We start from the raw sequence: 13,943 nt of genomic DNA, 5'->3' as shown, positions 1-13,943 counted from the left end.
GGTGGCGGCCTGGTCGCCATAAGCTCCGCAATCGCGGCAAGTACGACGCTCGTATCGGCCTTTCCTTCGGACCATCCCTTCAGCGCCTCTATCGCGTTCTTTAAAGCCTCATCACGGGTCACGGAACAATCTCCACAGCCCCCCTGTGGCCGGCCGCGCCGCCTGCGACTCCGAAAGAACGCGCGGGCATTTGGAGACCGCCCGCGCGGAGTTTGCTACGTCAAGCTTGGTCCGTGTTGCGTGAAGATAAACAGCCAAGCCGATAGGCCTCTCAACAACTCGCATGCCACGGCACCGTGCAGAAGTAGAGCCAAACGGCGCGGTATCGACAGAGCACAGTGAGGCCGACGCGACGGAAAAGCGTGCGGGCGACTGCTGACGACCGCCCGCACGCCGTCGCACCTCAAACAGACCTGGCCCTCACGAGGGTCAATCAATAAGCGGCCAAGCCATAGACTGCTCAGCAACGCGCGTGCCAGACGACCGGAGAGTAAACGGTGCAATCCCGGTGCACTTCTCGTGCGACTTTCAGACATGCACGCAGTCAACCCGACGCCGTTTGAACGAAACCAGACGTGGCTAATGACGCCGAGAGGGCGCGGGGATTGGATGATTGCCATCGTGTATCGCGATCAGTTCGCCGGGCTCCAAACCGAGCTTTTGTAACTGCTCTTTTTGAAGCGGACAGTTAAGCATTCCTGCGCCGCAGTCGGCTATCGTCATCCTCACCGCTTCCGCCGGGTCAGCGACGGCAACCGCGTATACTACGTGTCTGAATTCTTCGTCGTCGCCATCTTCCTTGAAGACAGCAGCAGTCACTAACTAACCGTCCATCTTGCTACGCTCCGGGAACGTGAAGTAGGCGTTGTCTTCACCTCACTGCATAAGTATTGCGACTACTATGATGCCGATGAAGACCAGGCCCATGAAAATCACGCAGCCTAGGTACGGTAGGTCGCCGCGCACTACACAGCTCCAGACGCGAGGACGGAGCGTGCACTCCGGGGACACGATCAACCTGCACAATTCGGCCCGCTGCGTTCGACAGCCTGACACGGCAATCCGAGTCCCAACAACTACTGGCTTGCATAGGTGCATGGCCCGGACGACAACGCCGCCCTAGCGAAGCTGGGCTTCAGCAACTTTGGCGAATTCCAAAGCGAACCCTGGATATCTGCAGCATTTGGATGCCGGACTGCCTCTGACTTTGAGGTAATCCTCGACTTTAGGACCAAACCGCGGCTTTATCTGCAGCACGTAGCGAATGTCGAATAGTAACTGAGCAGAGACCTCATTGGCTCGTTCGCGCAATTGACGCACGACGACGTCCAGCTCGAAACGGGTTTCCATCGGTTTCTCGATGACAGGAGGCTGCTTGCGGCCCGCAAAGCGAATGACACCTCTCCAACGCCTTCCTCCGGAACGCAGAGGCGCGCTGAGCTTGGCGGAAACTCCCGGTCCTTCCAGGATCATCCGCCGCGAAGGTACGACTTCCAGCGCAAGCCGGCCACGATCGTCGGAACCGCGATTTGCGTTACTCGCTGTTTCGCAGGATTACTGTCCCGGTCGCACGTCTGTAGAGCGTGGCAGGCTTGTCTTGGGCCCTAACCCCTGCAAACGCATTATCGTCTGCTTGGCCAATTCCCCGTGGAGCCTATGGATCTTCTGAGAGCCAGCAATGAGAGTTTCATGAGTCTGTTTCAGGAAATCGGTTTGAAGCTCAAGAGCTTCGTAAAACGATCGCGCGCCCGCCAACTTCTCGAAAAACGACTTGGTGTGTTCGAAGGATTTTTTGACATAGTCAGCATAGGTTTTTGCGATTTCTTGATAGCTGACCGGCGTTGTTTCCGCTGATACGATCCGGCCGTTCGAAGAGGTGTCAGTCGACGCGGTGTCAGTTGACGCGAACTGCGCGCCGATCTCCTTCGGCGTGTGCTGCAATTGATCTGGCGGCGGGCCCTCTTGTTGACCCGATTTCCGCCTCTGCTGTGCAGTTTCGTCGCTCTGCCGATCCGCGTTCGGGTTGCCCTTGCCGGATTTTCGTGGTGTCTCGCTCTGGTCTGGACTCATTGCTAAATCGCTCCGTGGTTTGATATCAATCAAGTTGCAAACCTCCGCCATGCTCACGCTGGCATCATGATTCCGATCGGCTCCTTGTGCGGCGATTTGCTACATTTTAGCGGACCTCTTCTACGCTGCCGCTCGGCCGGCTCCGAAAGCGGCGCGTCATAGTACGCCTGTCCTCACTGGACATCTCGCTCCCTCGCCCGCGCATTGCCGAAATCGCTCGGTCGGCCCACAGCAATTATCAACCGGGGTTTGCTCCCACTGCGATCTGCGAGAAGTTCCTATCCCTGAGAGCACTGGGAGTAAGGTTGGCATCGGCCAGTTCTCTCCAAGACCTCCCGACTTCGATCCACGTGCTTTTTCGAGCCAGCAAGGTGTCAAGCATCCTCCTCCAGCAATGCCCCAGGTTTGGGGGACCAAGTGCGCTACTTTCGAGAGCTTCGAGATAATTCGTCCGACGGTCTGTCCGTTCTGCGCTCGCCAGATCGATTTGACTTTATGGATGAGGGGATTGTCGTTGGCGCGAACACCGTTGCTTCTGAGGGCCGAGTCAGCCACACAGACCAGCAAGAGGCCGAGACAGAACCACAGCACGCGTTTTCTTGCCATTTTCACCTGCCGCCCGGATCCATCTGTTCTCTCTGTGAGGCACTAATCCTACGCGGATCACAAACACGCTGTTACGCAGCATTGAAAGTTAGCAGCGACGTGACAAGACGCCCGTCGGTATCGGCCGAGCAGACGCCGTCCTTGGCTTATGTCACGCGCCACTAACTTCACTGGCCAGCCACGGCCTCAACTTGCGATGGTAGCCATGCCTAAGGGAGGGTGCCCTCGGCACGTCGAGGGTCTGCATTCTTCGTGCCAGGCAATAGTCGACAGTTCGTACCGTGTTTGTGTTGGCTTTGTCTGCTTTGCGACTTACTCAGGTTGTGGTCCTTGCACTCAGGCCTGGCCGCGGCGGCGTCATGTTGACCTTATCCCCTCCGCAATCATCGACCCGTGCAAGCGACTCTTTCGCTGCAGCTCAGACATGGATGAAATCAGTTTGGCGCCGTCATCGACACTGTTTCAGTCGGCGCCGTTGCCGCAAGGCCGACGCGATCGAAGCCCGCACCAGCGAGGCACACCTTTTCTATCGCCATTGAGCATTCACTGCGCAATCTTCGTTGGCACACCCTTTGCTCGTCAAGAAATAGCAATAGTGGTCTTTGTGGAGGCCAAAGCTCCCTAATCAGTTGCTGCGGTCGAAAAGACAAGGTCGATTCGACGGCGGTGCTGAGCGCTGAGCGGGCGGATGCTTTGGCGCAGTTCGTCACACTTTCCAGATTGAGATGTGCTTGAGCTTATATCGAGAAGAAGTATCGGGTGAATTAAGACGTCGAGAACGAAGCCATTGTGATTGACAGCGCACCAGAGCCAATGTTGTCCGCCCGCGATCGAGAGCGCGCTGGCGGACGCGGTCAGAGAGCACGTTGCCGAATTTCCGTCCCCAGCGGCGCGTGGTTTCATAGCTAACCTCCAATGCCACGCGGCGACACTTTGTCGGGGAACGCATTCCCAGGCTCTCTGACGCATATGTGGAACGGCCCGGTTAGCAAGGTATTTCTCAGCGTGCATCACCGTCGGACGGTGCAGTCATATGTCCGGCTTATCCGTAGGGTCATTGACCGCTGGCCACGATGAGATCCGCAATGCCGGTCGCCTAATCAATTTTGCGCGCTTCGTCACGCACTGCGTCAGACGGTCTGATCGACATCAGGGTATCGCCCCTCGGGTTCATCACGCTTTGGCACCTTGCCGCGCTATCCCAACACCAAGGCGCTGGGAATTGTGATTAAGCAGTCACCGGCGTCGTCGGTGATCGATAGGTACCGCCCTTGACGAGTAGCGCCCATATGGTGCGCGCCATCTTGTTCGCGAGTGCCACTGCGGCCACCTTATAGGGACGGCGCGCCATTATGGATACGACCCACGCCGGTAGCTTCACGCCCCTGCGGGCCTGCTTGAGGATCGACGTCGCACCCACGATCAGTAAAGTTCGCAGCTGTTTGTTGCCCTGCTTCGAAATCTTGCCGAGCCGCTCTTTCCCTCCGCTGGAGTGTGCCCTTGGGGTGATGCCGATCCAGGCGGCCAAATCTCGCCCAGTTCGGAAGGCTGCCGGATTCTGGACGGTGGCGCGAACAGTCGCGGCGATAATGGGGCCTACGCCAGGAATGGTCGTCAGGCGACGGGCGGCATCATCGGCCTTCACGGCCGCAACAATTTTGGTGTCGAGCACATCAATCCGTGTTGTCAGGCTTTCGATGTGCTCGGCCATCCCCAGAAGCGCGGCTCGAGCCGAAGCAGGAAGGCGTCTTTCTTGATCGTCGCGCAGTACGGCAACGAGCTTGGCAATGCTAGGCATTCCGGTTGCGGCAATGATCCCGAGCTCCGCCATGTGGGCGCGCATAGCATTCGCAGACTGGCTTCGCTGACGAACAAGTAACTCTCTCGTCTTTAAAACCATCCCGCCAGCTTGTTCCTCGGGTGATTTGACGGGCACGAAGCGCATTGATGGGCGCGACACGGCTTCGCATATTGCCTCTGCATCGGCGGCGTCGGTCTTATTTCGCTTGACGTAAGCTTTCACATAGGCAGGCGGCATCAAACGGACGGTATGGCCGAATTCGCCGATCGCGTTCGCCCAGTAGTGGGCCGTCCCGCAGGCCTCGATGCCTACCAAGCAAGCCGGAAGACTTTGAAAGAAGGGCAAAAGCTGCGATCGCCGCAATGTGCGACGAACCAAGACTTTCCCGTTTTCGGCGATGCCGTGGACTTGAAAGATCGACTTAGCCAAATCCAAGCCTACCGTGATAATCTTTTCCATGGAACGGTCCTTCCTTTGTGGCGCCTCTCTACGCGACCACGTTAGGCACTTTTGATGCCGGTTCGAAGGGCCGTTCCACACCATCAATTATATCGGACTCTAATCCCGCACAACCTTGACGAAAAAATGCTACCAAAAGTAGCGCGCTGGCAAGCGCCCTACGCGCTGCGCAGGATTCTGTCTCGTTCACCGTTTCCCGCTTCTTCGCGATGTACTCGGCGATCTCGGCAAGATCTTCGCGCCCGGACATGTAGGGGACCATGTCCTGCAGATGCGCCAGGATTCGGAAGAAGGTCGGACTGACGCAGGAGGGATTTGCCCTGCGCTTCTCTGTAAAGCTGGCCATCCTGCGAGATCGGCAGCAAGGGCAATATGCTCCTGATCAGACCGAGCGCGCCTATTTGACGATTATCGACCGTGATCCGGTCGCGGTGGAGCGCCCGCTCCCGCAAGAGTGTGAAGCCGCCTGAGTGGCAGGCACAGCGGCCGACTCAGACACCCGGCAAACCATACATCCGAGCCTGCCGGCTATTTTTCGTTGACGGTCGAAGTGTGGCCATCGAGGCCGATCGCCGCGTGCTCGGCCTTCACGGCATAGCGCCAAACCAAATCGCAAGCGCGAAGACGACCAAGAGGGAGACAGCGATGATCGCTTCACGGGCCGACATTCGCTTCATGGGCGTACGCCTCTCCGCGGGGATCAAAGTCCCGGCAGGTTGCACACCCCCGCCGAGGTTGCAACCTACCGAAAGCGGTAGACCGAGCGGACATGGCCCGCGCGGCCCAGCTAATGCTCAAATGAAAAAGGGCTTATACTGTTACTTCACCTTACCGCCTCTCGGCTCAATGTGTCGCAGCACGGATGCTCCGAGTTCCTGGGTTTGCTTGTTCGATAGCTTGCTCGGCGTGGCCGTCGCAACGCCTGCAAGGCGCTTGATCTTCGATGAAGTGATTGGGTGTACGGTCTTGAAGGGCGAGGTAGACGGTGGCTTTTTGGCCATCTGGCATTCTCCGACTGGGTTGAAAGAATCGTCAGAGTATACCTTTCTCGCGAGCACAATCGGCAGTCATCCCGCAGCGGCCTGCAACGACCGGGACCGGAAAAAGCCAATATGGCGTCGGCAACTCTACTGCCAGCATGCTGGGTCGGAAGAGGCGTTGCTCACTCTCGCACCAAACCCTCGGCCTGCCCGCGCCCTCGACTGTCACATATTGCGGGACGTTGTTGACCGCACCGAGACACTCACCGGCTGTGCAATCGAGCGCGCTTACGGGTGTCCCTGTGACCTGTGTAGCGCGTCGATCTGGATTGGAAGCGTCTTCCATCCTGATCGCCGCTCGACAGACCTGACAGCACAGTGGGCATTTTTGTTTTATGCTTCTCGCTCTTCGCCCGGCGCCCAGCTTCCGCTTTTTGGGTCGAATCACTCCGAGATGATAGAGTGGATAATCCGAACGATCGAGGTGCGAAGACATGATTGCCGTGAACGTTTTCGAGCGGAACGGGCACCAATGCCTAGAGAAGGTCCGACAAACCGACCCAACAAGCTTTGAGCTTGCGGGCCACACGGCCGAGCCGTATGGCGGCCCCTACGCGCGAAGTCTGACATTATGGGAGCTTCTGATCTGGGCCACCGCACGTCCTGAGCAGGTGACGCTGATCCCGGCGGCTGCCCGCTAGTTTGTGCCGCGCGGCCGGAGAGGCCGCCACGTGCGCGACATCAGTGGATCACTGCGGTCATCGTATATGGGCACAAGCTCACCAGCCTTTAGCCCAAGGCCTTTCAAATCGGCTTCGCGGAGTTCGGAATTCACGATCGTTGCTTCTCCCGCACTGGCGGCCAATGAAGCTTTCACGGCTTCCGCCTGATCGGCCATTGCGACGGCATAAGTCACATAACTAACCTTGCCGTCTTTGACGGTGCCGACCGAAACCATCCACCCTGCTGCCATGTCAGTCCTAGCCTGTATCGAGAGCTAAGGCTCTCCGTCGAGATCGTATTGTCTGGCAAGGTCTTTCGCGAATACGAAAGCGGCTGCTGGCACCATCTCGCGGCCCTCGCAGACAAATCCCGCATACCAGCTTATGAATTTGGGAGCAGTCGCAAACGATCGGGTGATTGCCACGGTCCTGATGTGGCTCCAGCTCGGATGCTTGGCAATCTCCTTCATGAAGATTGCGCGTAGTTCGTCGGCCGTTTTCTTTCCCCTCACGACATTCTCTCCTCAGCTGCGTTCTCGGCTCGCGAGGCAAGGCACCATAGAAAAGAAGCGCGGGTGGAGGGAGGTCCACCCGCGCAGGATTGACGCTCGCATGGGGGTAGCACGAATGCATGAGCAGCCAAGCCCGTACGTCTCCTGGCAATTCACGTGCCAGATGCCACGTGCTGATCACGACGCTTTCCGCCGGTGCGACGGTTGGCCGGTAGACAAGCTACGTCGGCGGCCGAAGTCTCGGCGATGTCAGCCATTCTGTCATATGTGCCGTTACTTCGTTCTCACGAGCCTTCCGCAAGGCCTTTTCACGTTTGGCATCGGCCGGCAACTCTTTTGCCTCCGCGCGGAGGCTCTTCGCTTCCTGCTCTAGTCGCTGCTCTAGCGGGACCGTTTGCATGAAACGGCGGCGATGCTTTGTCATCTGCGCGTCCCTCATCTGTGCAGTCGGGAATGCGTCTCAATCTCTCGGTCACCGACGACGCACCCCCGAGTACGGAAAAGCGAGCGGGTGGGGCTGCTGACGGATCGTCCGCACGAAGTTTCCGGTCGAGAAGCTTGGCCCTCAGGAGTTTCCGATCAATGAGCAACCAGGCCACACTTGGCTCAGCAACCTGCGTGCCAGATGGAAATAGAAAGACGAGAGGGCAAAACGGCGCGCTTTTACGCGTGCGCCAGTGCACTCCTCGCGCGTTTCCGGACGATATGTCGTCAAGCCGACGTGGTTTGAACGAGCGCAGACGAGCTAATGACGCCGAGGACATGAGGTGATCGAATTCATCTCGTCGTCGTGTACAACAGAAGCTCACCGGGCTTTAGGCCAAGTCTTTGCAACTGCCCTCGTCGATCGGGCAGCGGAGCATTGCGGCCTTCGCGCCGCAGTCTGCTGTCGTCACCCTCCAAAGCTGCCGAGATCGTAGCAGGCCCACGCCCAAGCCGTTGTGCCGGGAACAACTTTGCTGCCGGCCGCTACCATTCCAGCAACCTTGCAGTCCGATAGTGTCGCCATGTATCCCTCTAGGATCGTTATTCCGCCATCCTCTTTCTGGTAGGCAACCACGCCTAACGCGCCGGATAATCCCTGCTGGAGGGTAGTGTCGTGGCAGACATAGGAGGCGGAAACGCCGGGCTTCACAGTCGCGGCTTTGATCGCTGCCTCACCCAAATTCCGGCACTCGTCTACGTTTTGTGAGGGCTGAGCAGTGATGTTGATCGTGGCTAAAACACTCAGTTGCGTCGAAGCGACTATAACGATGAGCGGCGACATGGCGACGGACCACCTCAATCATCGCAGCGGAATTGCGCTGAGCGCATCAGGCCATCGAAGACGGATGAGGTAGGCCATTGCGCGCGCCTTTCTTGATCGAAGTCTCCGGTCGCTCTGTTTGCCCGCACATATAGCCGCCATGCTGTGCAAGCCACATTGACGACGGATACCGCCGCGTCGGCGATGAGAATGGTATGCCGTCGAGCCGCGTTGATGCTCATGGGCGGTGCTCCTCGTGCGCAGCCTCGGAGATGATCTTGATCAACCTAAGAAGCGTGAGTGGATGTTTGCGTATAAGTTCTGTGGTCGTCAGCGCGAACTCGTCATGCCTCCGCGTTGGCGGATGGTCTCCCGAAGTGCGGCGAGCTTCTCGGGATCCGCGGAACGGATCGCCGCCTCGAAAGCTGGAATAAAGTTCAGCCTGTCCATTGCAGCATACTCCTTATGGAGAGAGCGTCGGCCTTGAAGGCGGCTTTGGTGGCTGCCTAGCCGCCATAAGATCCGCAATCGCGCAAGTACGACGCTCGTTTCCGCCTTCCCTTCGGACCATTCTTTGAGCGACGCTATCGCGTTCTCCAAAGCCTCTTCACGGGTCATGGAACGATCCCCGCAGCGCCTTGTCGCCGAAGACCATGCAGCCTGCGGCTACAAAAAGACGCGGCCTCTGGAGGAACCACCCGCGTGCAGTTTGCTACGCCAAGCTTGGTCTGTCTGCGCTTGCGAAGAACAGCCAAGCCGCTAAGCCTCAGCAACTCGCATGCCAGACGGCACTATGCAGGAGTGAAGACAAACAGCGCGGTAATCGACAGAGCGCAATCTCGGAGGCCGGCGCGACGGAAAAAGCGTGCGAGCGGGGGCTGCTGACGGACCGCCCGCACGAAGTTTCCCATCGACGCTCGGCCCTCGCGAGAGCCATCCCTTGCTCAGCAACCCGCGTGCCAGACGGCTGGAGCGGATGACGCGGTAAGCTATCACGGCGCGCAACTATCTAACTACTCGCACCGCTTCCGGACAGAATGTCGTTAACCCGACGCGGCTTGGGCGAAAGCAGACGCGCGGCTAATGGCGCCGGGGACGCGGGAGAATCGGATCGACCTTGTCATCGTGTACCATGATCAGCTCGCCGGGCTCCAAGCCGGGACTTTGCAACATGCCAGGTTCGATCGGACAGTTGAGCATTGCGGCATTGGCGCCGCTGTCTTCGATAGTCAGTTGCACGGCTTCGCTTGGGTCAGCGACCGCGACCGCGTAAGTTATGTGCCTGTACTCTTCGTCGCCATCTTGCTTAATGGCGACCGTCACCAACCAACCACGCATCTTGCTGCGCCTCGGGAAGCATCGCCTATGAGCTACCGAGCCCCCTGCAATTCCGGACTAATTTTGATTGATGCGTGATTCAAAGTCTCCTGATCGGAGGCTTTGATGGCTGATTTGTTTCTGCTCAGCGAGCGCCAGATAGCGCGCATATCGCCGAGTTTTCCGTTGGCGCATGGCGTGCCGAGGGTCGACGACCGCCGCGTTGTCAGTGGCATCGTCTATGTCATTCGCAACGGTCTGCAGTGGAAGGACGCGCCGAAGGGCTACGGTCCGCACAAGACGCTCTACAATCGCTTCATCCGCTGGAGCCGGCTCGGCGTGTTCGATCGGATCTTTGCCACCCTGGCGGCGGAAGGACCGAAGCCAGAGCGCATCATGATCGATTCCACGCATCTGAAGGCGCACCGAACGGCTGCGAGCCTCCTAAAAAAGGGGTTCTTTCCCGCTGCATCGGCCGCACGAAAGGCGGGTTGAATTCCAAGCTCCATGTCGTCTGCAACGACATTGGCAAGCCGCCGCTCGTCATGCTGCTCTCGGAAGGCCAGATGAGCGACCACAAGGGCGCTCGCCTGATGCTCGAAGCCCTGCCCCCCGCCTCGGCGTTGATCGCAGATCGCGGCTACGACTCCAACTGGTTCCGGGCCGCCCTGAAGGCCAAAGGCATGGACGCCTGCATCCCGCCGACCAGAAACCGCAAGCAGCCGCTCGCCTACGACAAAGGTCTCTATCGCTCCCGTCACAAGATCGAAAATCTATTCGCCAAACTCAAAGATTGGCGACGCCACCCGCTACGACCGATGCGCTCACACCTTCTTCTCGGCTACGGCCGAAAACCGCCCACACCCCATCTTCGCCGTCCCAGCTGCCGCGGCTCGCCGCCTTGGAGTACTCCGTGGCGCGCTGCTCGAAGAAATTGGCGTGCTCGACGCCATTGAGAATCTCAACGAGCCACGGCAGCGGATGCGCCTTGAGCTGCGTGAATCCGCCCTCCTTAGCCTCGAAGAAGCCGAAGACCGGGGCAATCCGGAGCTGGCTAAGTCGCCAGTCGGCCACATAGCGGACGTAGGCGTGGATCTGCTCAGGCAGCATTCCCTCGATCTTGCCGAGGCCAAAGGCGAGATCGACGAAGTTCTCCTCCAGCTTCACCATGGTCTTTGCGACGTCGACGATGTCATCGCGGACGGAGCGCGTCACCGCGCCGGTTTCACTGTGCCATTCGTGAAATAGCTTGATGATGCCCTCGCAGTGGAGACTCTCGTCGCGCACCGACCAGCTTACGATTTGTCCCATGCCATTCATCTTGTTATGACGCGGGAAGTTGAGCAGCATGGCGAAGCTCGCGAACAACGCCATGCCTTCGGTGAAGGCGCCGAACATCGCCAGGGTGCGGGCGACATCAGCCACGGTATGGACGCCGAACTCGTGCATGTAGTCCGCCTTGGCGCGCATCTCCGCATAGCCGCGGAATGCCTCGAACTCGGTCTTTGGCATGCCGAGCGTCTTGAGCAGAAGCGCATAGGCGTCGATGTGGACCGTCTCCATGTTGGTGAAGGCGGCCATCATCATCTGGACGGTGAGTGGCTGGAAGATCGGGATGTAGCGCTTGAGATAGTTGTCGCCGACCTCGATGTCCGACTGAGTGAAGAAACGGAAGATCTGGGTGAGCAGCGCGCGCTCGTTGGCCGTGACGCGGTCCGACGCCCAGTCTTTCAGGTCGGCGCCGAGCGACACCTCCTCGCCCATCCAGTGGGTCTGCTGCTGGCGCTTCCAGAACTCGTAAGCCCAGGCGTAGCGATCGACGTCATAGCTGCCGGTCGAGTCAAGCAGGCCGATCCGCCCCTTGCCGATCAGCGTGCGCGGATCGACGGACGAGAGATCGATCACTGACATGCGAGGCACTCCTCATAGTCGGCACGCTGCGGCTGTGGCGCCTCGTCGCGGTCGGCGATCTTGCCGGCGAACGCCGCGCGCGAGATCGATTTTGAGCGGCAGTAATAGAGGCTCTTCACCCCACGCTCCCATGCCGTCCAGTGCAGCATGTGGAGGTCCCACTTATCGACGTCGGCCGGCAAATAGAGGTTGATCGACTGGCTCTGGCAGATGAACGCGGCACGGTCGGCGGCAAGCTCGACGATCCAGCGCTGATCGATCTCGAAGGCGGTGCGAAAGATCGCTTTCTCGTGCTCCGACAGGATGTCGAGATGGGCGACCGACCCCTCGTGCGCGATGATCGACTGCCAGGTCGCCGAGGTATCGGCGCCCTTGGCGGTCAGCACCTTGGCGAGATGCGGATTACGCACCGAGATGGCGCCCGACAATGTCTTGTGGGTGTAGATGTTGGCCGGGATCGGCTCGATGCAGGCGCTGGTGCCGCCGCAGATGATGCTGATCGAGGCGGTCGGAGCGATCGCGATCTTGTGGCTGAAGCGCGCCATCACGCCGCGTTCCAGGGCATCCGGGCACGGGCCACGCTCGCGAGCGAGCGCCACGGATGCCGCGTCGGCATCGCGACGGATTTTTCGGAACATGTTCAGATTGAACGACTTGGCCAAGACACTCTCCATCGGAATGCCCTTGGCCTGGAGAAACGAGTGGAAGCCCATGACGCCGAGGCCGACGGAGCGCGCGCGCAGGGCGGCGTAGCGGGCACGCTTCATCCCGCCTGGTGCCACCGTGATGAAGTGGGTGAGCACGTTGTCGAGGAAGCGCATGACGTCCTCGATGAAGCCGGGCTCCTCATTCCACTGGTCCCAGGTCTCGAGGTTGAGCGACGACAGGCAGCACACCGCGGTGCGCTCCTCGTCCCGATGATCGACACCGGTCGGCAGGGTAATTTCGCTGCATAGGTTGGAGGTCGAGACCTTGAGGCCGAGCTCGCGCTGGTGCTTGGGGAGCGCGCGGTTCACGGTGTCGATGAACAAGAGATAAGGCTCGCCGGTCTGCAGCCGGTTCTCAAGGATGCGTTGCCACAGCTGGCGGGCGTCGGTCTCGCGGATGACCTCGTTAGTCTTCGGGCTGCGCAGAGCGAACGCGGTGCCGGCGCCTACGGCACGCATGAACTCGTCGGTGACGTTGATGCCGTGATGGAGGTTAAGGCTCTTGCGGTTGAAGTCGCCAGACGCCTTGCGGATCTCGAGGAACTCCTCGATCTCGGGATGGTGGATATCGAGATAGACGGCCGCCGAGCCGCGCCGCAACGAGCCCTGGCTGATCGCCAGCGTCAGGCCGTCCATGACGTGGATGAACGGGATGATGCCCGAGGTAACGCCGCCCTTCACCTTCTCGCCGATCGAGCGAACATTGCCCCAGTAGGTGCCGATGCCGCCGCCGTAGGAGGCAAGCCAGACGTTCTCGTTCCAAGTGCCGACGATGCCTTCGAGCGAGTCCGACACCGAGTTAAGGAAGCACGAGATCGGCAGGCCGCGCGTGGTGCCGCCGTTGGAAAGCACCGGTGTGGCCGGCATGAACCACAGTCGAGACATCGCATCATAGAGACGTTGGGCATGCGCAACATCGTCCGCGAAGGCGCAAGACACCCGCGCGAACATGTCCTGGAGGCTTTCGCCGGCGAGCAGATAACGGTCTGTCAGCGTCAGCTTGCCAAACGACGTCAGCAGGTCGTCGCGCGACCGATCGAGCGTAAGGTCGGACGGCTTTGGCGATGGCGCGAGGGGCCACGGTAGCGGAGCCGGCGATGGCGTCGGCACAAGACACAGTTCAGGCGCGGTAGGCGTTGCCTGCGCTGGCCGCGCCCGCACACTCGGCGGGTCAACGAGATGACCATGCTGATCGAAATCGTAAGACGGCGACATCGGCAACCCTGCGATGTTTGGGGCTGGGGCCGCGCGGACGACTTGCAAGGAGACCGGGAAAATGTCCCCGGCTGCAAGCGACCCACCGGGGCACCCCGCCCGAGGACGTTCGTTCTGTCGCGGCAGGTCTCCTGGCTCGCGTGTCGCTGCGGCTGTCGGCCTTCCCGGCGCTGTCGCCAGTGACCATGATGACAACCGCTCGTCGCTTACAGTTGCGGGGGCAGCCTCGGAATAGCCATTGTCGGCGCACCGGGTTCCCTCTTAGCTTCCATCGCACGAGATGTGGGAATGGAAGACCGTGACATGTCTACATATAGGCGCGACTCGCCGAGGTTCGTCAAGCCTTGTGCTGAGGGAGATCAAGATTCAGAAGGCAAAAGGGCACCGTCAAGTTAAC

11 protein-coding genes, 2 pseudogenes and 1 riboswitch are annotated in these 13,943 nt (G+C 59.6%); of the genes and pseudogenes, 1 reads left to right on the top strand and 12 read right to left on the bottom strand.

What is annotated here, in order from left to right; all coding sequences use genetic code 11:
* Positions 1–579: 579 nt before the first annotated feature.
* The 10 genes from CK489_RS16455 to CK489_RS16390 all read right to left on the bottom strand — a co-directional run bounded on the left by CK489_RS16455 (position 580) and on the right by CK489_RS16390 (position 9,734).
* Positions 580–819 carry a hypothetical protein gene (locus CK489_RS16455; RefSeq protein WP_245350395.1) on the bottom strand — a complete coding sequence of 80 codons (240 nt, stop codon included), beginning with the start codon at positions 817–819 and terminating at the stop codon, positions 580–582.
* Between the two features lie 300 nt (positions 820–1,119).
* Positions 1,120–1,350 (bottom strand): hypothetical protein, encoded by a 231-nt coding sequence (locus CK489_RS16450; protein ID WP_028352407.1) that lies wholly within the window; start codon positions 1,348–1,350, stop codon positions 1,120–1,122.
* Positions 1,351–1,554: 204 nt separating this feature from the next.
* Positions 1,555–2,103 carry a phasin family protein gene (locus CK489_RS16445; RefSeq protein ID WP_157348916.1) on the bottom strand — a complete coding sequence of 183 codons (549 nt, stop codon included), beginning with the start codon at positions 2,101–2,103 and terminating at the stop codon, positions 1,555–1,557.
* 1,801 nt (positions 2,104–3,904) lie between these two features.
* On the bottom strand, positions 3,905–4,936 hold the full coding sequence (locus tag CK489_RS16435; RefSeq protein ID WP_095732983.1) for an IS110 family RNA-guided transposase: 1,032 nt from the start codon (positions 4,934–4,936) through the stop codon (positions 3,905–3,907).
* A gap of 28 nt (positions 4,937–4,964) precedes the next feature.
* Positions 4,965–5,282: a hypothetical protein gene (locus CK489_RS16430; RefSeq protein WP_128089753.1), complete on the bottom strand. Its 318-nt coding sequence runs from the start codon at positions 5,280–5,282 to the stop codon at positions 4,965–4,967.
* A gap of 1,331 nt (positions 5,283–6,613) precedes the next feature.
* A complete protein-coding gene (locus CK489_RS16415) occupies positions 6,614–6,874 on the bottom strand; it encodes a hypothetical protein (protein ID WP_050631787.1) in 261 nt (86 codons plus the stop codon).
* A gap of 1,168 nt (positions 6,875–8,042) precedes the next feature.
* Entirely contained in the window at positions 8,043–8,417 is a 375-nt protein-coding gene (locus tag CK489_RS16400; RefSeq protein ID WP_050631785.1) for a hypothetical protein, read from the bottom strand.
* 14 nt (positions 8,418–8,431) lie between these two features.
* The gene (locus CK489_RS40835; RefSeq protein WP_143278171.1) at positions 8,432–8,638 is read right to left on the bottom strand and encodes a hypothetical protein; all 207 of its coding nucleotides are present in this window, start codon (positions 8,636–8,638) and stop codon (positions 8,432–8,434) included.
* 88 nt (positions 8,639–8,726) lie between these two features.
* Positions 8,727–9,014 carry a hypothetical protein gene (locus CK489_RS16395; protein WP_095732981.1) on the bottom strand — a complete coding sequence of 96 codons (288 nt, stop codon included), beginning with the start codon at positions 9,012–9,014 and terminating at the stop codon, positions 8,727–8,729.
* 462 nt (positions 9,015–9,476) lie between these two features.
* Positions 9,477–9,734: a hypothetical protein gene (locus CK489_RS16390; protein WP_050631783.1), complete on the bottom strand. Its 258-nt coding sequence runs from the start codon at positions 9,732–9,734 to the stop codon at positions 9,477–9,479.
* Positions 9,735–9,839: 105 nt separating this feature from the next.
* Between CK489_RS16390 and CK489_RS42285 the strand changes: the two are divergent.
* Positions 9,840–10,562: pseudogene (locus CK489_RS42285) on the top strand (IS5 family transposase); the annotation flags it as partial.
* Positions 10,563–10,574: 12 nt separating this feature from the next.
* On the opposite strand, the pseudogene CK489_RS16380 reads toward CK489_RS42285, so the two are convergent.
* Positions 10,575–11,624: pseudogene (locus tag CK489_RS16380) on the bottom strand (ribonucleotide-diphosphate reductase subunit beta); the annotation flags it as partial.
* Positions 11,615–13,441 (bottom strand): ribonucleoside-diphosphate reductase subunit alpha, encoded by a 1,827-nt coding sequence (locus CK489_RS16375; protein ID WP_245350394.1) that lies wholly within the window; start codon positions 13,439–13,441, stop codon positions 11,615–11,617. The pseudogene CK489_RS16380 and the gene CK489_RS16375, both read right to left, overlap by 10 nt.
* 209 nt (positions 13,442–13,650) lie before the next feature.
* Positions 13,651–13,862: riboswitch (cobalamin riboswitch) on the bottom strand.
* Between the last annotated feature and the right edge of the window lie 81 nt (positions 13,863–13,943).

It is taken from the genome of Bradyrhizobium sp. UFLA03-84, assembly GCF_002289535.1.
Taxonomy (GTDB): domain Bacteria; phylum Pseudomonadota; class Alphaproteobacteria; order Rhizobiales; family Xanthobacteraceae; genus Bradyrhizobium; species Bradyrhizobium viridifuturi.
Note: the sequence above shows the minus strand (reverse complement) of the source record. Positions and strands in the feature narration are given on the sequence as shown.